The organism is Ascidiimonas meishanensis (assembly GCF_037782385.1).
Classification (GTDB): Bacteria; Bacteroidota; Bacteroidia; order Flavobacteriales; family Flavobacteriaceae; genus Ascidiimonas; species Ascidiimonas meishanensis.
Window position 1 is genome coordinate 386341 of the sequence record NZ_JBBEXD010000001.1, and the last position, 24397, is coordinate 410737.

General features: G+C 34.1%; 20 protein-coding genes. 10 read left to right on the plus strand and 10 right to left on the minus strand.

Annotation, left to right across the window (positions count from 1 at the left end):
* Positions 1-37: 37 nt before the first annotated feature.
* Genes WBG07_RS01605 through WBG07_RS01620 form a run of 4 tightly spaced genes read right to left on the minus strand, consistent with a single transcriptional unit; the run spans position 38 to position 5501 of the window.
* Positions 38-1489 (minus strand): lipopolysaccharide biosynthesis protein, encoded by a 1452-nt coding sequence (locus WBG07_RS01605; protein ID WP_340198732.1) that lies wholly within the window; start codon positions 1487-1489, stop codon positions 38-40.
* Complete coding sequence (locus WBG07_RS01610; RefSeq protein ID WP_340198733.1) at positions 1489-2778, minus strand: glycosyltransferase family 4 protein; 1290 nt, start codon at positions 2776-2778, stop codon at positions 1489-1491. The genes WBG07_RS01605 and WBG07_RS01610 overlap by 1 nt, the downstream gene beginning before the upstream one ends.
* A complete protein-coding gene (locus tag WBG07_RS01615) occupies positions 2775-5225 on the minus strand; it encodes a YfhO family protein (protein ID WP_340198734.1) in 2451 nt (816 codons plus the stop codon). The genes WBG07_RS01610 and WBG07_RS01615 overlap by 4 nt, the downstream gene beginning before the upstream one ends.
* Entirely contained in the window at positions 5226-5501 is a 276-nt protein-coding gene (locus WBG07_RS01620; protein WP_340198735.1) for a DUF4834 family protein, read from the minus strand.
* Between the two features lie 109 nt (positions 5502-5610).
* On the opposite strand from WBG07_RS01620, the gene WBG07_RS01625 reads away from it, so the two are divergent.
* Positions 5611-6609: a transporter gene (locus WBG07_RS01625; protein WP_340198736.1), complete on the plus strand. Its 999-nt coding sequence runs from the start codon at positions 5611-5613 to the stop codon at positions 6607-6609.
* A gap of 6 nt (positions 6610-6615) precedes the next feature.
* Positions 6616-7734 (plus strand): GNAT family N-acetyltransferase, encoded by a 1119-nt coding sequence (locus tag WBG07_RS01630; RefSeq protein WP_340198737.1) that lies wholly within the window; start codon positions 6616-6618, stop codon positions 7732-7734.
* A 59-nt stretch (positions 7735-7793) separates the two neighbouring features.
* Here WBG07_RS01630 and WBG07_RS01635 read toward each other — a convergent pair whose 3' ends face one another.
* The 3 genes from WBG07_RS01635 to WBG07_RS01645 all read right to left on the minus strand — a co-directional run bounded on the left by WBG07_RS01635 (position 7794) and on the right by WBG07_RS01645 (position 12398).
* Entirely contained in the window at positions 7794-9050 is a 1257-nt protein-coding gene (locus tag WBG07_RS01635) for an aminotransferase class I/II-fold pyridoxal phosphate-dependent enzyme (RefSeq protein WP_340199316.1), read from the minus strand.
* 174 nt (positions 9051-9224) lie between these two features.
* Positions 9225-10265: a PLP-dependent cysteine synthase family protein gene (locus WBG07_RS01640; RefSeq protein ID WP_340198738.1), complete on the minus strand. Its 1041-nt coding sequence runs from the start codon at positions 10263-10265 to the stop codon at positions 9225-9227.
* Positions 10266-10334: 69 nt separating this feature from the next.
* Positions 10335-12398 carry a S9 family peptidase gene (locus WBG07_RS01645; RefSeq protein WP_340198739.1) on the minus strand — a complete coding sequence of 688 codons (2064 nt, stop codon included), beginning with the start codon at positions 12396-12398 and terminating at the stop codon, positions 10335-10337.
* Positions 12399-12531: 133 nt separating this feature from the next.
* Here WBG07_RS01645 and WBG07_RS01650 point away from each other — a divergent pair, with 133 nt between their 5' ends.
* Both WBG07_RS01650 and WBG07_RS01655 read left to right on the plus strand, forming a co-directional pair.
* On the plus strand, positions 12532-12855 hold the full coding sequence (locus tag WBG07_RS01650; protein ID WP_340198740.1) for a YbaB/EbfC family nucleoid-associated protein: 324 nt from the start codon (positions 12532-12534) through the stop codon (positions 12853-12855).
* Between the two features lie 60 nt (positions 12856-12915).
* Positions 12916-13245, plus strand: a complete 330-nt coding sequence (locus WBG07_RS01655; protein WP_340198741.1) for a YegP family protein — start codon at positions 12916-12918, stop codon at positions 13243-13245.
* Between the two features lie 42 nt (positions 13246-13287).
* Here the strand turns inward: WBG07_RS01655 and WBG07_RS01660 are convergent, their stop codons facing one another.
* A complete protein-coding gene (locus tag WBG07_RS01660) occupies positions 13288-14334 on the minus strand; it encodes a threonine aldolase family protein (RefSeq protein WP_340198742.1) in 1047 nt (348 codons plus the stop codon).
* Between the two features lie 6 nt (positions 14335-14340).
* Entirely contained in the window at positions 14341-16737 is a 2397-nt protein-coding gene (locus WBG07_RS01665; protein ID WP_340198743.1) for a zinc-dependent metalloprotease, read from the minus strand.
* Between the two features lie 94 nt (positions 16738-16831).
* Between WBG07_RS01665 and prfB the strand changes: the two genes are divergently transcribed.
* The 4 genes from prfB (at position 16832) to WBG07_RS01685 (ending at position 21302) form a co-directional block, all read left to right on the plus strand.
* Positions 16832-17939, plus strand: a protein-coding gene (gene prfB, locus WBG07_RS01670; RefSeq protein ID WP_340198744.1) for a peptide chain release factor 2 whose coding sequence is annotated in 2 segments (ribosomal slippage) — positions 16832-16894 and positions 16896-17939 — 1107 coding nt in all. Because the reading frame shifts where the segments join, the coding sequence is not laid out codon by codon here.
* 9 nt (positions 17940-17948) lie between these two features.
* Positions 17949-18290, plus strand: coding sequence for an arsenate reductase (glutaredoxin) (gene arsC / locus WBG07_RS01675; protein WP_340198745.1), 342 nt, complete (start codon positions 17949-17951; stop codon positions 18288-18290).
* A 211-nt stretch (positions 18291-18501) separates the two neighbouring features.
* Complete coding sequence (locus WBG07_RS01680; RefSeq protein ID WP_340198746.1) at positions 18502-18801, plus strand: PDDEXK family nuclease; 300 nt, start codon at positions 18502-18504, stop codon at positions 18799-18801.
* A gap of 20 nt (positions 18802-18821) precedes the next feature.
* Complete coding sequence (locus WBG07_RS01685) at positions 18822-21302, plus strand: TonB-dependent receptor (RefSeq protein ID WP_340198747.1); 2481 nt, start codon at positions 18822-18824, stop codon at positions 21300-21302.
* Positions 21303-21331: 29 nt separating this feature from the next.
* On the opposite strand, the gene WBG07_RS01690 is transcribed toward WBG07_RS01685, so the two are convergent.
* The gene (locus tag WBG07_RS01690; protein ID WP_340198748.1) at positions 21332-21508 is read right to left on the minus strand and encodes a hypothetical protein; all 177 of its coding nucleotides are present in this window, start codon (positions 21506-21508) and stop codon (positions 21332-21334) included.
* 194 nt (positions 21509-21702) lie between these two features.
* Between WBG07_RS01690 and fumC the strand changes: the two genes are divergently transcribed.
* Positions 21703-23100, plus strand: a complete 1398-nt coding sequence (gene fumC, locus WBG07_RS01695; protein WP_340198749.1) for a class II fumarate hydratase — start codon at positions 21703-21705, stop codon at positions 23098-23100.
* Positions 23101-23154: 54 nt separating this feature from the next.
* A complete protein-coding gene (hutI, locus tag WBG07_RS01700) occupies positions 23155-24396 on the plus strand; it encodes an imidazolonepropionase (RefSeq protein ID WP_340198750.1) in 1242 nt (413 codons plus the stop codon).
* The last annotated feature ends 1 nt before the right edge of the window (position 24397 follow it).

Consider the following 24397-nt stretch of genomic DNA (forward strand, 5'->3'; position numbering starts at 1 on the left):
GAAGTCCGCAGTAATAGTTTAACTATACTGCGGATTTCTACTTTATATATTTTCTAATGATCCCAGATATATCTTCTGAAATAGAAAGTTTTAAGATTAAAAATAGATACCCCGCTCCTATTAAAACTGATTTCAATACGATGTTCAATATTGGATGAAAGTTAAAATCCCATAGAAAAAACAAAAGAATAAATGATATTACAATTACCAGAATTTTAAGAGTGGCTCTAGAAAAAGGGTGTATTTTAAATTTATGATGAACGAACCATATTTTAACTCCATTATAGCACAGAAATGCTAAAAGTGTTGCAAACGCAGATCCATTGATTCCCCACAACGGAATAAAAATCATATTTAGAAATATGGTGATAATTGCCAAAAAAACACCAAATAATAACATCATTCGGTAGTAATCTGAATTGAAAATAATAGAATTGTTATTGCCTATAATACTGTCGGAAAGTTTAGCGATTGAAATAAAAAGCACTACCCATAATCCTTGACTATACTGAGGTGGAAGAATAAAATATAATTGCTTGATATTTAAAGTAATTAATAAAAACAACAATCCAGATACCACGAACAATGTTAAAGAACTACGCTTATAAAGATCAGCGAGACCTTGTTTGTTATTATTATTCATTAACGCTGCGGTAATAGGGTATGTAATTTGATGCATTGCTCTTGACGGAACTATAATAACCATCGCAATAAAAATTGCCACATTATAAAAAGCTATATTTTCTATAGCAATATATTGGCCTAACATAAACTTATCTATATCCAACAAAATTACGGCTACAGATCCTGCAAGGATAATTAATCCTGAATAACTTAATACCTTCCGATAATTATCTGGAAGGTTGAAACACAGGATTGGTTTTTGAATGCTAAAGGCATTAAACATCATCAAAATTGTTCTAACTAAATACATGATAGCTATTGCAGTAATAAAATTGTGCATAGAGATCAAATTAAAATGTATGGCTAATAATAAAATCATTATCACTACTCTATGAAATACTTCTTTTAAAAAATTTCCGAATACAGATTTCATATGAATCTTTGCCCAAGCATAAAATACTTCAAAATAAGCCATAGCAATAGCAATTACATAAATAATCCAGATATATCCCTCTATAATTTCATTTTTTGCAGAAAGTAAGTTTCCTATCTCTTGATACGATATTACGCCAATAATTCCTATAGGAACCACAATACATAATGGAAGAAAAAGCATTAAAAAAGTAAACTTACCCTTTTCCAAATCTGTTTTATAAGAAGAGAAAAATTTAACCAATGTATTGGGTACTCCAAAAGCTAGTAATGGCATCATGATATTAGCTGTAGAAAGTAAAAATCCTATAAGCCCAAAATATGCATCTGTTAAAAAATAGGGATACAGTAAAAGAGTGTTAATAGCTCCAAAAAAAAATCCAGCGTAACTGCTTATGAGATTTCTAATAGATTGTCTGGCAATTATCCCCATTACATACTTTTAATAAGCTTTGCTAATTGTTTGGTTAATGATTTACGGTGGTAGTCTTTCAATTTTATTGGTTGGGTTTTTAATTCACCTCTTTTAAAATCAAGGTAGTAAGATACTATCTTTTCTTTTAATTCTTTTTTCTGGGTATAATTAAACCCAATTCCTGTGTTGGTTTTAGCAATAATAGGAACAACATCCCAAGACTCAGGGCCAATAGCTATGATAGGGCGTTGTGAAACCATGTATTCAAATAATTTACCAGGAATAATACACTTATTGTACTCACTGTTAATTTCTAATAATAATAAAACTGCTGAATTTTTCTGAAGTTCTAATACTTCTTGATGAGAAATATAGCCCAGAAGTTTTGTGTATTTTTTTAAATCATAAGCATAAATTTTACGCAAAACTTCTTCACTTAGCACCCCCGCTAAGACAAGTTCAAAATCTTTTGCAAAGTCTTGCTGTTCATTTAAAAGTTCTTTTAGTACTGCCCACAAAATTTCTGGATTTCTTCCGGTTAAAAGTGAGCCAATATGCGCTAAAGAAAACTTCTTAGGATTTAAAGATGTTTCAGCTAACTCCATGTCATACCCATTTGTGATCACATGAATAGGCCTATCTGTAATCGTTTCAAAAAGAGTTTTGGTAGTTAGACTGGTAACCGTAATTATATCTGCTTTAGTAAGTACCATTCGCTCAAGTTTTTTATGGCGTCTGGCTGAGTAGTCTGTTAATTTTAATTTAGAATGGTATCCAATGGTAGTCCAAGGATCTCTAAAATCGGAAATCCATTTTAATTCTGGGCAAAGTTGTTTCAATTTGCACCCAATAAGATGTAAACTATGTGGAGGTCCAGTAGTGATTACGGTATTAATATCGCTCTCTTTGATGACATTTTTAAGATGTAAAACAGAAGGTTTTACCCAATATTTACGGGCATCCGGAATAAAAAAGTTGCCACGAATCCACAATAGTAATTTTTCTATGGCAGATTGTTTTTTATCAGGAATAATTCCTTTACTAATTTTAGATACCTTATTACCTCCAAGAATACGTGCAATTCTATAGGGTTCAAAAATGGGTTTTCTAATAACCTCTAGGTCATCTATCACTTCTTTTAACAGCTCTTCGTCTTTAAAAGGATATGAAGGGTTTTCGGGAATATAAACTACCGGTTCAATATCAAAATCCCTAAGATATTTTACAAATTTAAGCCATCGTTGAACACCCGGCCCACCGGCAGGTGGCCAGTAATAAGTGATAATCAATACTTTTCTTTTATTCATTTACTGTCTACAACAACAATTTCTTTTCTTTTGTAGCTAAACTCATAATAGATACCTCCTAGAAATAACAGCACAAAAATCAGTGTTCCGGCAAGTGTAATCCCACTCCCTATATGCACAACTTTTGGCTCAAACTTGAACTCAATAGTATGTTTCCCTGCGGGAACTAACATCGCTCTTAAAACATAATTCACCCTAAAATGATTGGTTAATTCTCCATCCATATATGCATTCCATCCGTAGGGATAATACATTTCTGAAAAAACAGCTATGCCTTTATTCTTAGAATTAGACTCATAAACCAATTTATTTGGCTGATAGTTTGTTAAACTAATACTCGCAGTAGAATCTTTCACTAAAACTGTATTTAAAATCTCTTCAGAAACTTCATCTTGTTGTAAAACTACCTCTGTTGCTGATTCCAACGTACTCAATGCCTGAATAGATTCATCTGGATTTTTAGTCTTGACAATAGTATTCACGAACCATGCGTTCCCATTGACAAAAGGATTTTTACCCGCATATTTTTTTCCATTTTCATCTTGCTGTATAATATACTTAACGTTGAGCATGTTAAATATGGAAATATTGTTTTTAGAAATCTGATAATCATACAATTCCTGAAACCTTCTAGGTTTTGCAGCATGATATCCTCCAATACTTTTATGGTAATAAGCAGCCCTTGCACCAGCCATCCCGTCAGATGGATCATAAACTCTGAATACAGTGTTGTCCTTCAATATTTGCTGGTCTGCTGGGTTAGTAGAAAATGGTTTTTCCATTTTGCGAGCTTGAACAAAATCATCATTGTTAACGTATCGTCTCGCCACTCCTGTAAGATCTGCAAGTATCAATACCGCAATTAGTACCAAAGCTGTATTAATTTTTATTTTTTGCTTCGTCATAGCAAAAAGTACTATTGCTGTTAAAAGAACATAGATTACAGACCTAAAAATATCTGCATTAAAAATAGCTTTCCTATCTTTCACAATAGTGTCCATTATAGCATCTCCAAAATAGGCTTTTCTATAATAGGCATCGTTAATTCCTTCAAAACTAAAGCTTCCTGAAAAGAAGAAAAGAACGGCTCCTAAGCCTAAAAGTACTAGTGAGGCATATTTTATCGCTTTTTGTTTTTTCTTCGTGTCTTCACTCTTGATAAATTGGTACAGCGCTATAGAGGCAAGTATAGGCACGCACAACTCTAAAATAACTTGTATGGAAGAAACGGCACGAAATTTATTATAAAGTGGTATGGATTCAATCATAAAATCGGTAAGCATACTAAAGTTCTTACCCCATGATAAAATTAAGGATACAATCACACCTGTAACTAACCACCATTTGTGTTTTCCTTTCACAAAAAATAATCCTAAAACAAAAAGAAATAAAACTACAGCTCCAATATAGGCAGGAGCAGCCACTATAGGCTGATCTCCCCAATAGGTAGGTAGATTTTCTGAAAATTCTTTAGCTTTAGCACTAGGGTATCCTTGTTTAACCATAAATTGATATGTATGAGAATCTTCCCCTAGATTTTCACTATTTCCTCCACCAAAAAGCCTTGGCACAAAAAGATTAAGTGATTCTGAAATTCCATAGCTATATTCTGTAATATAATCTTTAGAAAGTCCGTTACTACTTACTTTAGGATTCCCATCGGGATCTTTAGTAAGCTCGCTAATGCCTCTGGTACTCCATTCAGCATACTCCTTTGTTGCCATGAGACCTGTTGCATTTAAAATAATAGACAACCCTACTGCAATAAGTAGTATTCCGCTAGCCTTAGCAAAATGCAATAGTTGTTTTTGTTTAAAAAAGTAGATGAGGTACACTACCCCTAGAATACCCACCAAAAGCATCAAATAATAGGTCATTTGAAAATGGTTTGCATTTAACTCTAACGCCATGGCCAAAGCAGTTAAAAGAAAACCCCAAATATATTTTTTGCGAAATGCAAGTAATATTCCTGAAATCACTAGAGGGAAATAACCTATTGCATGTGCCTTTGCATTATGTCCCACACCTAGTATAATAATAAGGTACGTAGAAAAACCAAATGCTAGAGCCCCTATAAAAGCTATTTTGTAATCGATTTTAAGGACTAATAACAAAATATAAATTCCAACAAAATAAAGAAAAAGATAATCAGCGGGTCTGGGTAAAAAACGAATAAGTTTATCTAATTTTTTAACATAATTATGTGGATAATTAGCTCCCAGTTGATAGGTGGGCATTCCCCCAAACGCACTATTAGTCCAGTAAGGTTCTTTACCTGTGTCACGGCGAAAGTCATTCTGTTCTTTTGCCATTCCTATATATTGAACAATATCACTTTGATATATTTGTTTTCCTTGTAGTACGGGATGAAAATAAATAAGTGCTACGATCCCAAAAAGAAAAACTACCGCAAGATGTGGCAGAAGTTTTGTGAATTTTTCTTTCATTTATGCTTTGTTAGTATCATCAATTTCTTCGAAATCTATGTATTCGCCTAGTTTGTTAGCTGATTTAGATTTTGTTGAAGGTTTTTTTTCTATAGTAACTTCTCCTTCATTAACATTCTGATTTCGATACTGTTGCTGCTTGTTAAATTGCTCATTGAAACGCTTTTCAGCTTTCTTACTGGCATACTTAAAAAGAGAGGGCCCAAAAATTCTTGCAAGAATTTTAAGGACATAATATACTAAAACAATGATTAATATAGTTCTTAGTAATTGCATGTAATACCTTTTTTAGTAGAATTCAAAAATACGACACTTGAGTTTTAAAAATTAGGTAAAACTCTTAAAAAATGATAAAATCTGCTATATTTGATCAAAACCTCAACTCATGAAAAATCTACCTATCACACTACTGTTAGTGCTTTTTTGGTTTTTAAATACTGTAAATTCCCAATATACAGAAGTCATTAACTCCAATCGGCCTGGGGTATCAATGAGTGCTTTTTCTGTGGGAAAAAGTGTTATTCAAGGAGAGTTTGGTATAAACATGGAAAGGCGTAAACATGATGGCTTGCTTACAGAATCTGGTAGATTTGGAATTGATTTTGCTTTTAGATATGGATTATTTTTTGAACAATTGGAGATTATTTGGGATGGTTCATACGCTTTTGAAAATCTAACCCGTAACATATTCAGTCCACCTAGAGAATTCAAACAAAGTGATTTTTTGCAAAATACAATAGGCTTAAAATACTTAATTTACGACCCCTGGAAAAATAAAGGAGAGGAAAAACCTAACTTATATAGCTGGAAGGCGAATAACTCTTTTAAATGGAGCGATCTAGTTCCTGCAATTGCCATTTATGCAGGAGCTAATATAATTTTCTCTGATAATCCATTCTTACCTAATGAAAGCTCCATAAGTCCAAAAATTGGAATCTTCGCACAAAGTCATTTTGCAGAAAGGTGGGTATTAGTTTCTAATATTTGGTATGACAAGTTTACTACAGATAATCCCAGCCTAAGTTATGTATTAACACTTACACATACGCTCAGAAATCCAAAATGGTCTATTTTTGTTGAAAATCAGGGTATTAATAGCGATTTCTATTCAGATTTTATTTTTAGAGCGGGTGCGGCGCGTCTTTTTAGTAAACAGTTTCAATTGGATGCCAGTATTGGTGCCAGCACAAAAACTACTCCTTCTCGTCTTTTTGGAGCCATTGGTGTTTCTTACCGCCTTGACTACCATAAAGACGAACTAAAACGTATTGACAAGGGGATTAAAAAAGTAAAGCTTGGAAAGAAGAAAAAGGCAAAAAAGAAAAAGAAAAAAGAGAATAAAAACGATAAAGACCCTATTTTTGAAGAAAATAAAGGAATTTAGAATTTTATGGTTACAATTAAAGAAGTTTCAGATAAAAAAGACCTTGATGCATTTGTAAAATTCCAATTTTCTCTTTACAAAAATTCACCTTATTGGATACCTCCTATCATTAAAGATGAGAAAGCCATCTTTGATAAAGAAAAAAACCCTATTTACAAAGATGCCGAAGCACACTTATTTCTAGCCTATAAAGATGGAAAGATTGTTGGACGCATCGCAGCTATTATTAATTGGCTGGAAGTAAAAACCCTACAAAAAAAAAAACTAAGGTTTGGGTGGTTTGATGTAATAGATGATTTAGAAGTAAGCAGGGCTCTTTTTGATAAAATTATTGAATTAGGTATACAAAAAGAGTTGGCATTTATTGATGGCCCTGTAGGGTTTTCTAATATGGACAAGGCAGGAATGTTAGTATTAGGGTTTGATCGTTTGAATAATATGACTACCCTCTACAATTATGATTATTATCCTAAACATATGGAAGCCTTGGGCTTTAATCAAGGAGCAAATTGGGTAGAGTATGAAATTGATGTCCCAAAACCTGTACCTCCAAAAGTGAAAAAGTTTTCTAAACTTGTTTTAGACAGGTATCAACTTTCATTACTGTCTTTTAAATCAACTAAAGAGATGGTATCTTATGCAGACAAAATGTTTGACCTAATGAATAGGTCATTTAAAGAATTACAATCTTTTGTACCCATTCAACAGTATCAAGTAGAAATGTACAAAGAAAAATACTTAAAGTTCTTGCATCCAGATTACATTACTCTTATAGCAGATAAAAATGAACGATTGGTTGGTTTTTCTGTTACTATGCCTTCTTTTGCAAGAGCATTGCAAAAGGCAAATGGAAAATTATACCCTTTAGGATTTCTACATTTGTTAATCGCCAAAAATAAAAATAAACACGGTAATCTATTTCTTATTGGGATTGACCCAGAATACCAAGGAAAAGGGTTAACAGCTGTTATATTTGAAAGAGTTATTGAAAACTATAACAAAAGAGGAATTACGCTAGTTGAATCAAACCCTGAGCTTGAGGAAAATCAATCTGTGCAAATAATGTGGAAGAATTATAATCCAAGGCTTATTAAACGTTGGCGTACTTATGCCAAAACATTATAAAAAGAAAAGCCACTGGAATAGTAGAAAACAGTGGCTTTTAATGTTATTGTAAAAATATTTTATTCCATTTCAGCGGCTACAGCCATGGACATTCTTTTATAAACTCCTTTTTCAAGACGATCTCTAATGGCAGAAAACGCTTCTAAAGTTTCATTTACATCATCTAGTGTATGTGTGGCTGTAGGAATCATTCTTAGTAAAATGAGCCCTTTAGGTATTACCGGGTAGACCACAATAGAGCAAAATATGCCATAATTCTCTCTTAAATCTTTTACCAGCGCCATTGCTTCAGGTATGCTCCCATTTAAATAAACAGGGGTAACACAACTTTGAGTTGTACCTATATCAAAACCTCTCTTTTTAAGTCCGTTTTGAAGTGCATTCACATTTTCCCATAACTTATCTTTAAGTTCAGGCATTGTTTTAATCATTTCCAGTCTTTTCAATGCTCCTTTTACAAAAATCATTGGTAAAGACTTAGCGAACATTTGAGAGCGTAAATTATATTTTAAATAATCCATTATTTCTTTATCGCCAGCAAGAAACGCTCCAACACTTGCCATAGATTTTGCAAAGGTGGCAAAATATACATCAATATCATTCATTACTCCTTGCTCCTCCCCTGCTCCGGCACCAGTGGCACCAAGTGTACCAAAACCATGAGCATCATCTACTAATAAACGAAATTTATACTTTTCTTTAAGCGCAACTATTTCTTTCAATTTTCCTTGTTCACCTCTCATTCCAAAAACTCCTTCGGAAATAACTAGAATACCTCCTCCAGTTTGGTCTGCCATTTTAACAGCTCTCTCAAGGTTTTTTTCAAGACTTTCTATATCGTTATGCATAAAAGTAAATCTTTTACCCATATGCAAGCGCACACCATCAATAATACAAGCGTGAGAATCTACGTCGTAAACAATTACATCGTCTTTATTCACCAGCGCATCAATAGCAGACATGATTCCTTGATAACCAAAGTTAAGAAGATAAGAAGACTCCTTTCCAACAAAGGCAGCCAACTCGTCTTGTAATTGTTCATGATGACTTGTATGTCCACTCATCATTCTCGCACCCATAGGATAAGCTGCTCCATTCTCTGCAGCTGCCTCCGCGTCTACTTTACGAACCTCTGGATGATTGGCTAAACCTAGGTAGTCATTAATACTCCAGGTGATAACCTCTTTTCCGTTAAATTTCATTCGGTTTGAAATAGCTCCTTCTAGTTTCGGGAACACAAAATAACCTTCAGCATGTGATGCCCATTTTCCTAAAGGCCCTTTATTTTCAATGATTCGTGCAAATAAATCTTTCATCATTAAGTTTGAGGTATTAAAACGTTACAATTTTAACAAGTTGCAAAATTAGTTAATTTTAAGCTTTAATCATAATATTTTCAATATTTAAGATGTGTTTCATGAAAATTACAAATAAAAAAAGAGGAAGATGAATTACACATACTTCCTCTTTTCAGTAGCTTGGTTAGTTAGCTATTTTATATATTCTATTTTGTGCGTTTCTTCAGGGTTTTTACTATCAAAAAAGCCTTGATCACTCATCCACTTATCACAATAAATTTTACTCATATATCGAGAGCCATGATCTGAAAAGATCATTACCACATTGCTGTCCTCGTCAAACTCTCCATTTGCATCTAGCTGTTTAACCGCTTGAATCACAGCTCCACTAGTGTACCCTACAAATAGGCCCTCTGTTTTTGAAATCTCACGAGCCGTATGCGCACTTTCTTCATCGGTGACTTTAATAAATTCGTCTATAATATCAAAATCTGTAGCCGTAGGGATCAAATTCTTACCTAAACCTTCTATTCGATATGGATATATCTCTTCTGAATCAAATTCTCTGGTTTCGTGATATTTTTTTAATACAGATCCATATGCATCTACTCCTATAATTCTGATATTAGGGTTTTGCTCTTTTAAAAAACGGGCGGTTCCAGAAATTGTACCTCCTGTGCCACTACAAGCTATGAAGTGTGTTATTTGGCCCGCAGTTTGTTCCCATATTTCAGGTCCTGTACTTTTATAATGAGCATCCATATTGAGTTCATTAAAATACTGGTTAATATAAACAGACCCTTTAATTTCTTCATGCATGCGTTTTGCCACTTGATAATAAGATCTTGGATCATCTGCACTTACATGCGCTGGGCAAACAAAAACCTTAGCTCCCATAGAGCGCAACATATCTATTTTATCCTTAGAAGATTTAGAACTTACCGCCAGAACACAATCATACCCTTTAATAATACTCACCATTGCAATACTAAATCCAGTATTTCCAGAAGTGGTTTCAATGATGGTGTCTCCTGTTTTAATAATACCCTTTCTCTCTGCTTCTTCAATAATATAAAGAGCTATTCTATCTTTTGTAGAATGTCCGGGATTAAAAGCCTCAACTTTGGCATAAAAGTTTCCTTTGAGCTCTTCAGTGATTTTATTAATTTTTATAAGAGGAGTATTACCTATAAGTTCTAATACGTTATTATAAGCTTTTATCTTTTTTTCCATATAGATTACTTAGTACAGATTTAGGTTCTGGACACATTAAAACCTTGCAAATTTAATTATTTTTTTTAATTAGGATTGAATCTGCTCCAAAAGTAGTAAAAAAGCATATTCTTCCGCCACTTCTTTCAAGCCTTCAAACCTCCCGGAAGCACCGCCATGGCCTGCATCCATATTGGTTCGGAAAAGCAATAAATTCCGATCAGTTTTTAAATCTCTTAGTTTAGCAACCCATTTAGCGGGCTCCCAATATTGTACCTGAGAATCATGATATCCAGTTATCACTAAAAGATTTGGATAGTCTTGTGCTTTCACATTATCATATGGTGAGTAGGATTTCATATAAAAATAAGCATCTTTTTCATTAGGGTTTCCCCATTCATCATATTCTCCAGTAGTAAGTGGTATAGAGTCATCTAACATGGTTGTCACCACATCTACAAATGGAACAGAAGCTACCATTCCATGAAATAGTTCTGGTGCCATATTTGCAACTGCTCCTATTAAAAGTCCTCCGGCAGACCCTCCCATTGCATACGAATGATTCTGAGAAGTATACTTCTCTCCTATTAAATGTTTGGCACAATCAATGAAGTCTGTAAACGTATTCATTTTGTTCATAAGCTTTCCATTTTCATACCATTCCCTACCTAGGTATTCACCACCCCTTATATGTGCAATTGCATAAATAAATCCACGGTCTAATAAACTCAATCTGGATGATGAGAAATAAGGATCTATTGTAGCTCCATAAGAACCATATCCATAAAGTAATAACGGATTAGAACCGTCTTTATTGATTCCTTTTCTATACACTAAAGATATGGGAGTTTTTGTACCATCTTGAGCTGTAGCCCATACTCTTTCCGAAACATAATTTTCTTTATCAAAATTACCTCCTAGAACTTCCTGTTCTTTTTTCACCTCTTTTTCCCGAGTAATCATGTCAAAATCAATGGTGGAAACCGGAGTAGTTAAAGATGTATACGTATATCTTAGAATATTGGTATCAAAATCTGGATTGGCAGAGGCAAAGGCCATATAAGTTTCATTATCAAAAGGCAAATAATAATCATTTGTTCCATCCCATCTTTGAATACGAAGTTGATTTAATCCATTCGTTCGTTCACTAATCACAAGAAAATCTTTAAAGATGTCTATATCTTCCAGTAAGGTTTCTTTTCTATGCGAAATTACATCTGTCCAATGTTCTTTTGATGTGCTTTGCTCCGGAGCTTTCATCAATTTAAAATTGATAGCTTTATCTGCATTGGTTAAAATATAGAAATATTCTTCAAAATGATATATGCTATACTCCAATCCACGAACACGTTCCTGAAAAATTCTAAAATCCCCAGAAGGCTGGTCTGCTTCAAGAATTCTGAATTCACTTGTTAGCGTACTAACACTGCCAATAACAAGGTACTTTTTTGATTTTGTTTTATAGACAAATACATCAAAAGTATCATCTTTCTCTTCGTAAACTAAAATATCCTCTGTAATATTTGTTCCAAGTTCATGCTTAAAAATAGCATGTGAACGGAGTGTTTGATCATCTTTAACTACATAAAACAAAGTTTTGTTATCATTAGCCCAAGTGCTGTCTCCAGAAGAATTGGCAATACCTGTTTCATAAATTTCACCTGTCTCAAGATTTTTAATATAAATGGTGTAAATACGTCTACTAATTTTATCTGTAGCAAATGCAGCTAATTTATTATCACGACTAATGTTAATTCCTCTTAAATTAAAGTAACTACAACCCTCAGCCATCTCATTACAATTGAATAGAATCTCATCTGGAGCTTCTAGACTTTCTCTTCTCCTAACATAGATGGGATAATCTTTTCCTTCTTCATAACGCGTGAGATACCAATAGCCGTTTAACTTGTAAGGAACAGATTGATCGTCTTCTTTTATCCTACTTTTCATCTCATTAAAAAGACTTTCCTGAAAACCTTTAGTAGCACTAGTAGCCTGCTCGTAATACTCATTTTCATCAGAAAGATACGTAAGCACCTCTTTTGAATCACGTTGATTCATCCAAAAATAATTATCTATTCTTATATCTTCATGCAATACTAATTCCTTGGTTTCTTTCTGTGCCTTGGGAAAAGTTTTTGAGTTTAAAAGCATGTAGCAGTTTTAAAAATTAAGTAGCAAAAATAGCACAAAATAATCACAGAAGAACAATAAAGAATCGTGAGACAATTGCATATAGACTGTATTAATAATTTGATACTTTTGTAAAAACCAAAAATTAAAAATTATGTTTGGAGATATGATGGGTATGATGGGAAAACTTAAAGAAACCCAAGCCAAAATTGAAGCGACTAAAAAACGATTAGATACTGTAATGGTTGAAGAAAATTCTAGTGGCAATCATGTAAAAGTGGTAATTACCGCAAATCGAACTATAAAATCGTTAGAAATTGATCCTGAAATACTTGAGGATAAAGAAGTATTGGAAGACTATCTCATACTTACCTTAAATAAGGCAATACAAAAAGCTTCTGAAATTCAAGAAGCAGAATTAGCTGCTGTAGCTAAAGATGGAATGCCAAATATTCCCGGAATGGATTTATTTAAATAGATTCTTTAACTAATTAGTTTTTATTAACTTTAACACATATCAACAATTAACCTTTACAATATGTTTGAAATCTTTAAAAGTGATAAAAACCAAAAGTTTTATTTTAACCTTAAAGCGAAAAATGGACAGATTATTTTGTCTAGTCAGGCCTACGCAGATAAAAACGGAGCTAAAAATGGTATTGAATCCATTCAAAAAAATTGTGATGACGAGAGCAAATACGAAAGAAAAACGGCCGCTAACGGAAAATTTCATTTTAATTTAAAAGCAGGCAATGGCCAGATTATAGGAAGTAGCCAAATGTATGCCTCTGAGGCTGGAATGGATAATGGCATCGAATCTGTAAAAACAAATTCACACCATGCAACTATAAAAGATCTTACAGAATAGCAATTAGTTATTGCTATTTCAGTTGATGATAAAAAGCATCTCCTAAAAACTAGAAGATGCTTTTTTTATTTCTATTGTTTTCATTATTTCTAAAAAAGAGTTGTGCATATCGTCTGTATAATCCAAATGAGTTACTATACGCAATTTACCTTGTCCCATTGAAATAATTTTAATATTATTTTTTAATAAACTTCTCATAAACTCTTCGTCATCTACCTCTGAAGTAAGATTGAAAATAATTATATTAGTTTCTACTGGTTCTACACTGGCAATAAAAGGAAGCTTATGTAAAAGAGCTTCTATTTCCTTTGCTTTCTTATGATCTTCTGCAAGCCTTTGAATGTGATGGTCAAGAGCAAAAAGTCCAGCAGCAGCTAAATAACCAGCCTGACGCATGCCACCTCCTAATACTTTACGAACCCTAAGCGCCTTTTTCATATGGGCCTCAGTACCAACTAAAACAGATCCCACTGGACAACCCAGACCTTTAGAAAAGCATACAGATATTGTATCAAATAAAGCTCCATATTGTTCTGGCGATTCTTTTTTAGCAACCAAAGCATTCCATATTCTGGCTCCATCTAAATGATAAGATAAACCATGCGAATCACATACTTTTTTAATTTTTATAAGTTCCTGAAAATCCCAGCAGGCTCCTCCTCCTTTGTTCGTTGTATTCTCAACGCACACTAAAGAAGTTAAAGGGCTGTGGTAAAAATCAGGAGGATTTATACTAGTCTCCACTTGGTCGGCAGTCATCATTCCTCTTTGTCCATCTACGAGTTTGCAGGAAACTCCGCTATTAAAGCTAACTCCACCACCTTCATAGTTATAAACATGTGCATATTTATCGCATATAAGCTGCTCTCCAGGTTGCGTATGTAGTTTAATTGCAGTTTGATTTGCCATAGTACCACTAGGAAAAAACAAGGCCGCCTCTTTCCCGAAAAGTGACGCTACCCGAGCTTCAAACAAATTTATAGTGCTATCTTCTTTAAAAACATCGTCTCCTACCTCTGCATGCATCATAGCATCTAACATGCCTGATGTAGGTTTAGTGACTGTATCGCTAATAAGATTTATGGTCATAATAATTTAATTTACAAAACAAGCCATCCCTATAGGTGAACCATCTGGAACTTTTGGTGATTTTGGCAAAGTATAGGCTTTTGGATTTCCTAAATATTTGTCTATTTCTTTTATTAGAAACGTAGTATAGGGATCAATAGACCTACTGCCTAGCCATGTTTTTAATTTCATCATTTCAAAATTAACTAATGCATCTACCTGCGGTAATGTTTGTTTGCTTGCTCCTAACTGCATAATGTGCTTAAGCACATTATAATTAACTATTTTTTCAATTTCACCATTATATCCCGCTGATAATTTTTTCTTCAAGGTATTTTTTAAAAGTTCATCTATCACTTGTTCTAAAGAGAGCATCTTTTCATCCATGGCATGTTGCTGGATCAATCTTGAAGCTCTTTGTGGATGTAATAAAAATTGAAGTGCTAAACTACTAGCCGTTTCTGCCACGCTTAAGGCATCAAAAGAAACTCCTGTTTTTCCTTTAAAAGACTCTCGGGTTCTGCCGTATCCAAATGCTCTTGGAGGAAACAAGGCAAGCTTGTCTGCTGGTATAGCAAGTGTTTTAGAAGCAAGTGTTTCCAAAACAGATGCCAAAGCTTCCCTTTGAAGTGCATTATCTGCGGGTTTTACGGTAAAAGCCCCCCCGTCTTTGATTGCATAGTTATAATCTAATCCGCCTATTATTTTAACTGCTGCTTCCGTTTGATACCGGTGCAGAAAATAGAGAGGAACGAATACATCTTCTAAGACAGAAAAGGGTTCATAACTTCTAATATTATCTTCTGAAAAATACGCAATTGCCGCTTCTCTTACTTTTAAAATTCTATTGAGTTCTTCGGCAGTATTGGTGCCATTATCCCATAGATGGGCATATATATGTGCACTCCCAACCGGACGCGCATCTTGATCTGAGATATACCTCAAACCTTTTGTAGAAGCAGCCTCTAAAATTTCATGTAACGCATTCTTCTCTTCCTTCATATCTGAAAAATCTTGATAAGAATAAGCTACTGCTACTTTATCCCATGCTCCGATACCTGTTGCATACGCTTCACTAAAATCAACAACACCATCAAGTAACTTAAATTTTGGATGTGGATAATCCATTACAGAAGCGCGGTTATTAATACTGGATGCAAAATTATGAGCAAACCCCAAAGTATGACCTATTTCGTGTGCTGATAACTGTCTGATACGTGCAATAGCAAGATCTAACATTGCTTTATCATTAGAATCACTCTCTTGAAAAGGGCGATTCATTAATGCTTGCGCAATCAAAAAATCTTGTCTTATACGCAGACTTCCCAAACTCACATGTCCCTTGATAATTTCTCCTGTTCTTGGGTCTGTTATACTAGCTCCATAACTCCAACCTCTGGTAGATCTGTGCACCCATTGAATAACGTTATAACGCACATCTAAAGGGTCTACATCATCAGGAAGCATTTTCACTTGAAAAGCATTTTTGTAACCAATAGCTTCAAAAGCCTGATTCCACCATCTTCCGCCTTCTAATAAAGCAGAACGTACCGGCTCTGGAGTACCATTATCCAAATAATAAATGATGGGCTCTACGGCCTCACTTACAGCTTCTTGAGGGTTTTTCTTCTTTAGCCTATGCCTGGTAATAAATTTCTTTTCAATGGGTTGATTTACCGGAGTAGCATAATCAAAATATGAAAATGGATAGGAACCACTTCGTGGATCATAGACTCTTGGTTCATATTCATCATCTGGTAATTTTATAAAAGAGTGATGTGCTACAATAGAAATAAGACCTGCGTTAGGAGCCACTTCCTTGATATAAATGCCTTTGGCTTCTCCTTTAAAAGTCTGTAAAGCTTCAAACTCAACATTTTCAGGAAATGCTTTGGTTCTTTCTAACCACAACGCACTTTTTGACTTATCAAAACTATAAACACCTTGTTTTCGCTCTGCTAATCTTTTAGAAACCCCGTGCATATCCTCCATAAGAAAATCAGTAATATCTACAATATACACTCCTTTTTGACTGCTTTTGATAGGAAAACCGTAGAGTACAGATCTTGCAAATGCCTGCTCCACAGATTTCTTTTCTAAAACATTAGACGTCAACGCCCTGTATTTTAGATTTGGTTGAATTAGCAGTAATTTATTTCCTGCCTTTTTAAATTGAACAACTTGCTCATTTCCAAGTTGACCTCTATCTAAGCCTATATCATTACTCCCTATTCCGTTGCTTAAAGAATAAACGTATAGAAAGTCTTTCTCAAGTTCCTTTACCTCCAAATAGATCTTATCATTTTCCTTGTCATAATAAAAATCAAAAAAACCTTTGTACTTTTCAAAATCCTTTTGGATAGCAAACTGAGCCTGAAAATGAGCTACATAAAAGAAAGCAAGTATAACCCCTAATTTTTTCATAGTGCAATGTTTTTAGATAAGTTTATAAATTTATACAAAATAGTTTTTCTACCCTGCCATAAATGCTATTTTTGTTAAAATTAAACCCGATTATATGATTACTACAGATCAAACAAAAGATCTTTTTGAGCGCCTTGGTGCGTTAAGGAGGTATCTTTGACATTGATGGGAAACTTATAGAAATAGCAAACGAAGAAGAAAAAACTTTTGCCCCTGATTTTTGGAATAATCCAAAAGAAGCCGAACTATTTATGCAGACCCTTCAAAGTAAAAAGAAGTGGGTTGAAGACTACACAGCCGCAAAAAATCTTGCAGAAGAACTTGAGGTTTTACTTGATTTTCATAAAGAAGGAGAGGTAGAAGAAAGCGAGGTAAGTGCGCATTATGAAAAGCTTACTTCTCTTCTTGAAAGTATTGAATTTAAAAATATGCTCTCTGATGAAGCAGATAGTATGAGTGCTGTTTTACAAATAACAGCAGGTGCCGGAGGTACAGAAAGCTGTGATTGGGCGTCTATGCTTATGAGGATGTATATAATGTGGTGCGAAAAGCAAAAATACAAGATCAAAGAACTTAACTTTCAAGAAGGAGATGTTGCAGGAATTAAAACCGTTACAATTGAAATAAACGGAGAATATGCTTTTGGATACCTTAAAGGTGAAAATGGAGTACATAGACTGGTTAGAATCTCTCCCTTTGACAGCAATGCAAAAAGACATACTTCTTTTGCTTCTGTTTATGTTTATCCTTTAGCTGATGACACCATACAAATTGATATTAACCCGGCAGACATTACTTTTGAAACCATGCGTTCTAGTGGTGCCGGCGGGCAAAATGTAAACAAGGTAGAAACCGCAGTACGTTTAAGACACCATCCCACTGGTATTATTATTGAAAATTCTGAGACGAGATCTCAATTGGACAATAAAACCAAGGCAATGCAATTACTTAAATCTCAACTATATGAGATAGAGCTTAAGAAAAAGCAAGCAAAACGTGAAGAAATAGAGGCAGGAAAAATGAAGATTGAATGGGGCTCTCAAATTAGAAATTATGTTATGCATCCTTATAAATTGGTAAAAGATGTTCGTACTGCGCATGAGACTAATAATGTAGACAGTGTTATGAATGGTGGTATTGATGAATTTCTAAAAGCCTATCTCATGAAAATGGGACAGAAAAAAGAAGATCAATTGAACTAAAATGAAGCTATGATTAAAATTTATCATAATCCGAGATGTCAAAAATCTCGGCAAACTTTAGAGATTCTTGAAAAATCAGGAGAATCCTATGAAGTAATTAAATATTTAGAAAACATTCCTTCGGAAAAAGAGCTACGGCAAATATTAAATTGTTTAGGGTTAAAGCCTGAAAATTTAATTCGTAAAAATGAATCCATTTGGAAAGAGAACTTCAAGAATAAATTATTAAGTGATGAAGAACTTATTAAGCTTATGCTTAAACATCCAAAGCTCATAGAAAGACCTATTGTAATTAAAGATAATAAGGCAGTTATTGGTCGTCCACCAGAAAAAGTGAAATCCATATTATAATATGTTTAACCAACTGAAATTCAGTTGGTTTTTTATTTAACACATATTTAACTTGCTTTCTTTAAACCAAAATTTAAATTCGTTGTCTCAAGTATATATTCTTAATTTTACTATGAAAAAACTAATATTTTTTTTGTCACTAGGTATTTTTGTCCTATTTAGTGTAAGCCTTAAGGCTCAAAATTCTTCTGAGAATCTAAACAATTCAAAAATGGAAGAGCAAATAGAAAAACAAGTAGAAAAATTAGGTATTGAACTTGAGCTAGACGACCTCCAAAAAGCATTATTAAAAGCAAATCTTAAAGAGTACAATACAAAAGCTTTGATACTTCTTAAATCAGAAGATTCAAGAGAACAACTTAAAGAGTCTCTTTCATCATTACGAAAAAAACAAAAGGAAGATCTACTTGTTTTTCTCAATGAAGAGCAACTACAAGTTTTTGAAAAACTTCAAAAAAAAGAACGCAATAAAAATCGTTCTAACATGAGAAGACAACGTCAAAGGTATTAATAAGTGCAAATAACTCATTGATGAGAAAAATTTTATGGTTTGCTATCATCTTTATGATAGTGATACGCGTTCAATCTCAAAATAGACCTGAGCAAAAACAAATAATCGTTAAAGGTAAAATAGTTGAAAAAGAAACGGGTCAACCATTAGAGTTTGCAACAATTAGTTTTCAAAATACAAAAAGAAAAATGATCCTCACTGGAGCCATCACCAATTTAAGTGGTGAATATGAGGTTTCTTTATCGCCTGGCACTTATGATATTAAAGCAGAATTTATTTCGTTTAAAACCTTGACTATTTTTAATAGACTGCTTAAAGAAGCAACTACTTTGGAAACACTTGCATTGGCTGCTGATACCCAACAATTGGACGAAGTGGTAGTTAGAGGAGAAAAAACACAAGTAGAAATTAAATTGGATAAAAGAGTCTATAATGTGGGTAAAGACCTAACTGCTCTTGGAGGCTCTGTAACAGATGTATTAGATAATGTACCCGCCGTAACTGTAGATGTAGAAGGAAACATAGCACTTAGAGGGAATGACAATGTGAGGATACTTATTAATGGAAAACCATCTGCCTTAGTTGGACTTAATGGAACAGATGCGCTTAGACAACTTCCAGCAGATGCCATAGAAAAAGTAGAGGTGATAACCTCTCCATCGGCAAGATACGATGCCGAAGGAACTGCAGGTATTTTAAACATCATTCTAAAAACTGAGAAAATAACAGGTATAAATGGTTCCGTAACTACCAATCTTGGCTATCCTTTTCAGGCAGGTGTATCGTTAAACCTAAATTATCGAATTAAAAAGTTTAATTTTTTCACCAATACTGGATATAGTATTAATGAGGTGCCTGGAAATTCTTTTACGGACACAGAATATTTAAACGATGATGACCCTAGCACTTTTACCCAGGAAACAAGAAAATTTGATAGAAGTCGCAAAGGTTTAAATACTAATTTTGGGGTAGAATATTTTATAAATAAATCGTCGTCTATAATAGCAAGCATGCTCTATAGAAACCGTGATAATACCTCTGAAAACACGAATGATATCTTCAATTTTGATACCAATAGAAACCTCACTAGTAGAACCAGAAGGTTTGATCCAGAAACTGAAGATGATCTAACCATCCAGTATTCTCTGAATTATTTTAAAAATTTCAAAAAAGATGGTCACAAGCTTACTGCCGACTTCCAGTTTGAAAGTAGTTCTGAAGACGAACGTTCTATAATTATTGATACCGAAATATTCCCAATTGGAGATACTCAGAGAGAGGGCGTAACAACGCTTGAAGACCAACAAAGAATTTTAGTGCAATCAGACTATGTATTACCAGTAGGGAAAAATGGCCAGTTTGAATTAGGCTATCGTGGTAATTTTGTAGAATTAGAAACAGATTATGAGGTGTCTTTTGAAAATGATATAGGTGCTTTAATTCCTGATCAGGAACTTACAAATGTTCTTTTATACAGAGAATACGTAAATGCAGTATACACTCAATATGGAAATAAAGCTGGAGAAAAAATTTCATATTTATTGGGGTTACGAATGGAAGATTCTAGAATTAGTATCATTCAGGAGACTCTAAACACCAAAGATTTAAAAACCTATACTGATTTCTTTCCTACTATAAATTTGGCATATGAATTTAATCAAAAGGAAAGTATTACACTTGGATATAACCGAAGAATAAGAAGACCCAGATCTCGTTTTATCAATCCGTTTCCTTCTAGATCTAGTGCCACAAATCTCTTTCAGGGAAATCCTGATCTAGACCCAAGTTACTCTAATACCGTAGATGTAGGGTATATAAAAAGATGGACAAAAATATCTGTTAATGGTTCTGTGTATTACCAGAGAGAAACAAATGCTTTTAATTTTATTACAGAAGAAACTGGAGAAACTGTAATTATAAGTGGCGATCCTAATGATTCTGGGAGTCCTTTAGTTGAAGTGCCTGTTCTAAGAAGAACTCCTGTAAACCTCTCCACAAATAACCGCTATGGTTTTGAATTTACTTTCTCTTATGTGCCCAGTAGAAAATGGAGAATTAACACCAATCTTAACTTTTTTGGACAGGAAGTAAGAGGAGATTTTAACGGTCAAAATTTTGATGCAAACAATATTAGTTGGTTTGCCAGATTGAATAGCACTTACACGCTTCCTGGAAAAATTAATTGGCAAACTCGTTTGTTTTATAGAGGGCCATCAGAGACCGCCCAGAGTAAGAACGAAGGAATTCTCACTACCAGCCTGGCATTTAGTAAAGAAATTTTTAAAGATAAGGGCAATATTGCTTTAAGTATAAATGATGTTTTTAATAGTAGAAAAAGACGTTCTGATTCTTTTACACCTAATACAAACGTATATAGCGAATTTCAATGGAGAGAGCGTTCATTTAATCTCACATTTACATATCGATTTAATGAACAGGAGAACAAACGAAAACAAAGAAGAGGAAATGGCTCTTTTGAAGAAGATGATTTTGAGGGATAAAAAAAGAAGCCAATTGGCCTCTTTTTTTTTTACACTTCGTTTCTTGCAGCTCTTTTAGCGTCTCTGCGTTCTTTTAAAAGCTCTATTACAGCCCCTCCCACCCAATAAGGAATTATAACAGTTAATAAAAATATCATTAACCAAAATCCTATCGTAACGATGGTAAGAAAAGATAAAAAACCTAAATACTGATCAAATTCAAACATGATTTCCGGAAATTTTCGAATTCGTGATCAAAGGTACTGCTTAAAATTTAAAATTCATAGATAGGAAAATGTTTTTTGTAGAATACTCTATTTCTTTTTAAATAGTATCAATTCCAAATAAAAATAAGAGTTGGCAATTACTTTTCCACACACAAAACCTTAAATTTGTATTCATTTTTTAAACGGATTATTTTATGACGAAGTTCAGAATAGAAAAAGACACCATGGGGGAAGTGCAGGTTCCCGCAGATAAATTATGGGGGGCACAAACAGAAAGATCCAGGAATAATTTTAAAATTGGAGCTCCTTCCTCAATGCCCTTAGAAATCATTTATGGGTTTGCTTTTCTCAAAAAGGCAGCTGCATATACTAATTGTGAACTTGGAGTACTTCCAATTGAAAAAAGAGATCTCATCGGTAAAGTATGTGATGAAATTTTAGAAGGAATGCATGACGATCAATTTCCTTTGGTTATATGGCAAACGGGTTCTGGTACTCAAAGCAATATGAATGTAAATGAGGTAATTGCCAATAGAGCGCATCAATTAGCTGGAAAAAAAATTGGCGAAGGTGATAAAACTTTGCAACCTAATGATGATGTTAATAAATCACAATCCTCCAATGATACGTTCCCTACAGGTATGCATATCGCAGCCTATAAATTAATCATAGAGAATACCATTCCAGGAATTACGCAACTTAGAGAGACTCTTAAAGATAAAGCTATAGAATTCAAAAATGTGGTTAAAATAGGTCGTACCCACTTAATGGATGCAACTCCTCTAACCTTAGGCCAAGAGTTTTCTGGATATGTATCACAATTAGATCATGGTCTTAAATCTCTTGTAAATTCATTAGCGCATCTTTCAGAATTAGCACTGGGTGGAACCGCAGTTGGTACTGGAATAAACACACCTAAAGGTTATGCCAAAAGAGTTTCAGAATTTATTGCAAAATTCACAGAACTTCCATTTATTACCGCCGAAAATAAATTTGAAGCACTAGCAGCGCACGATGCACTCGTAGAAACCCATGGGGCCCTTAAACAATTGGCAGTTTCTTTAAATAAGATTGCAAATGATATAAGATTAATGGCATCTGGACCACGAAGTGGAATTGGCGAACTTATTATTCCTGCTAATGAACCTGGCAGCTCTATCATGCCAGGAAAGGTAAACCCTACACAATGTGAGGCACTCACCATGGTATGTGCTCAGGTTATTGGGAATGATGTGGCTATAGCAGTAGGCGGTGCACAAGGCCACTATGAGTTAAATGTATTTAAACCCGTTATGGCAGCTAATTTATTGCAATCTGCAAGATTACTGGGGGATGCATGTAGGAGTTTTGATTTGCATTGTGCAAAGGGTATACAGCCTAACAAAGAGCGTATTGATGAACTAGTTACCAAGAGCCTTATGTTAGTTACTGCATTGAATACTAAAATTGGTTATTATAAGGCTGCCGAAATTGCTAATACTGCCCATAAAAACGGTACAACTCTTAAAGAAGAGGCTATAAATTTAGGGTATCTCACTGCAGAACAGTTTGACGAATGGGTAAAACCAGAAGACATGGTGGGGTCTCTTTAAAATAAATTTAGAAACGCTGCCAATGCAGCGTTTTTTATTTCTAATCACTTTAGATTGAAAATACTTTTATACAATATTAAGCAACTGCTCCAAGTAAGACAAAAGAGCATTTCTTTTGTAAAAGGTGCTGAAATGAAAGAACTTCCATTACTAGAAAATGCGTTCTTAACCTCTTCTGAAGGTAGAATTACTAATTTTGGTAAGATGGAGGAATGTCCAGAAATTTCTGCATTTGATGAGGCCTATGATTGCACTGGAAGGCTCGTCTTACCAACATGGTGCGATAGTCATACACATCTTGTTTTTGCTGGGAATAGAGAAAATGAGTTTAGGGATAAAATTCAAGGACTCTCATATGAACAAATCGCAGCAAGAGGTGGCGGAATCCTTAATTCAGTAGAAAAGTTAAGAAATACTTCAGAAAGGGAACTCTATAAACAGGCATCAGAAAGGCTCAAATCTGTTATTGCGATGGGTACGGGTGCTATCGAAATAAAAAGTGGATATGGTCTTAACACGGAATCAGAGTTAAAAATGCTCAGAGTAATTAAAAGGCTTCAAAATGAGTATCCTGTTGAAATTAAGGCTACATTTCTAGGAGCGCATGCTATACCAAATCGGTTTAAAAATAGAAAAGCTGAATATTTGAATCTTATTATTACTGAGATGCTTCCTGAAATCTCAAAATTACAATTAGCAGATTTTATTGATGTATTCTGTGAACAAAATTATTTCTCAGTCAACGAGACCAAAAGAATACTTGAAGCCGCCAATGAATATGGTCTTTCCGCCAAAATACATGTAAATCAATTTTCTATTTTGGGCGGTATTAAGGTTGCTTGTGATTTAAATGCGAGATCAGTAGACCATTTAGAGCTTCTAGATGATGATGATATTTGCGCGCTTAAAAATAGTACTACAATTCCTGTAGCTTTGCCCGGATGTTCCTTTTTTCTTGGAATTCCATATACGCCTGCAAGAAAAATTATGGAAGAAGGGATTGCTTTGGCATTAGCATCTGACTATAATCCGGGATCTGCCCCTTCGGGCAATATGAATTTTGTAGTTTCCCTTGCCTGTATTAAAATGAAAATGACCCCAGAAGAAGCTATTAATGCTGCCACTATTAATGGGGCTTATGCTATGGGCTTGGAAAATACGGTTGGAACTATCACGATAGGCAAAAAGGCTAATTTTATGATGACTAAAAAAATAGAGAATTATAATTTTTTACCCTATTCTTTTGGAAATCATCAAATAGAAAACGTATTTATTAAGGGTACTTTAATACAATAAA

Coding starts and splice junctions, on each gene's coding strand:
- WBG07_RS01605 (WP_340198732.1), bottom strand. CDS start 1,489: ATGGGGATAATTGCCAGACAATCTATTAGAAATCTCATAAGCAGTTAC.
- WBG07_RS01610 (WP_340198733.1), bottom strand. CDS start 2,778: ATGAATAAAAGAAAAGTATTGATTATCACTTATTACTGGCCACCTGCC.
- WBG07_RS01615 (WP_340198734.1), bottom strand. CDS start 5,225: ATGAAAGAAAAATTCACAAAACTTCTGCCACATCTTGCGGTAGTTTTT.
- WBG07_RS01620 (WP_340198735.1), bottom strand. CDS start 5,501: ATGCAATTACTAAGAACTATATTAATCATTGTTTTAGTATATTATGTC.
- WBG07_RS01625 (WP_340198736.1), top strand. CDS start 5,611: ATGAAAAATCTACCTATCACACTACTGTTAGTGCTTTTTTGGTTTTTA.
- WBG07_RS01630 (WP_340198737.1), top strand. CDS start 6,616: ATGGTTACAATTAAAGAAGTTTCAGATAAAAAAGACCTTGATGCATTT.
- WBG07_RS01635 (WP_340199316.1), bottom strand. CDS start 9,050: ATGAAAGATTTATTTGCACGAATCATTGAAAATAAAGGGCCTTTAGGA.
- WBG07_RS01640 (WP_340198738.1), bottom strand. CDS start 10,265: ATGGAAAAAAAGATAAAAGCTTATAATAACGTATTAGAACTTATAGGT.
- WBG07_RS01645 (WP_340198739.1), bottom strand. CDS start 12,398: ATGCTTTTAAACTCAAAAACTTTTCCCAAGGCACAGAAAGAAACCAAG.
- WBG07_RS01650 (WP_340198740.1), top strand. CDS start 12,532: ATGTTTGGAGATATGATGGGTATGATGGGAAAACTTAAAGAAACCCAA.
- WBG07_RS01655 (WP_340198741.1), top strand. CDS start 12,916: ATGTTTGAAATCTTTAAAAGTGATAAAAACCAAAAGTTTTATTTTAAC.
- WBG07_RS01660 (WP_340198742.1), bottom strand. CDS start 14,334: ATGACCATAAATCTTATTAGCGATACAGTCACTAAACCTACATCAGGC.
- WBG07_RS01665 (WP_340198743.1), bottom strand. CDS start 16,737: ATGAAAAAATTAGGGGTTATACTTGCTTTCTTTTATGTAGCTCATTTT.
- arsC (WP_340198745.1), top strand. CDS start 17,949: ATGATTAAAATTTATCATAATCCGAGATGTCAAAAATCTCGGCAAACT.
- WBG07_RS01680 (WP_340198746.1), top strand. CDS start 18,502: ATGGAAGAGCAAATAGAAAAACAAGTAGAAAAATTAGGTATTGAACTT.
- WBG07_RS01685 (WP_340198747.1), top strand. CDS start 18,822: ATGAGAAAAATTTTATGGTTTGCTATCATCTTTATGATAGTGATACGC.
- WBG07_RS01690 (WP_340198748.1), bottom strand. CDS start 21,508: ATGTTTGAATTTGATCAGTATTTAGGTTTTTTATCTTTTCTTACCATC.
- fumC (WP_340198749.1), top strand. CDS start 21,703: ATGACGAAGTTCAGAATAGAAAAAGACACCATGGGGGAAGTGCAGGTT.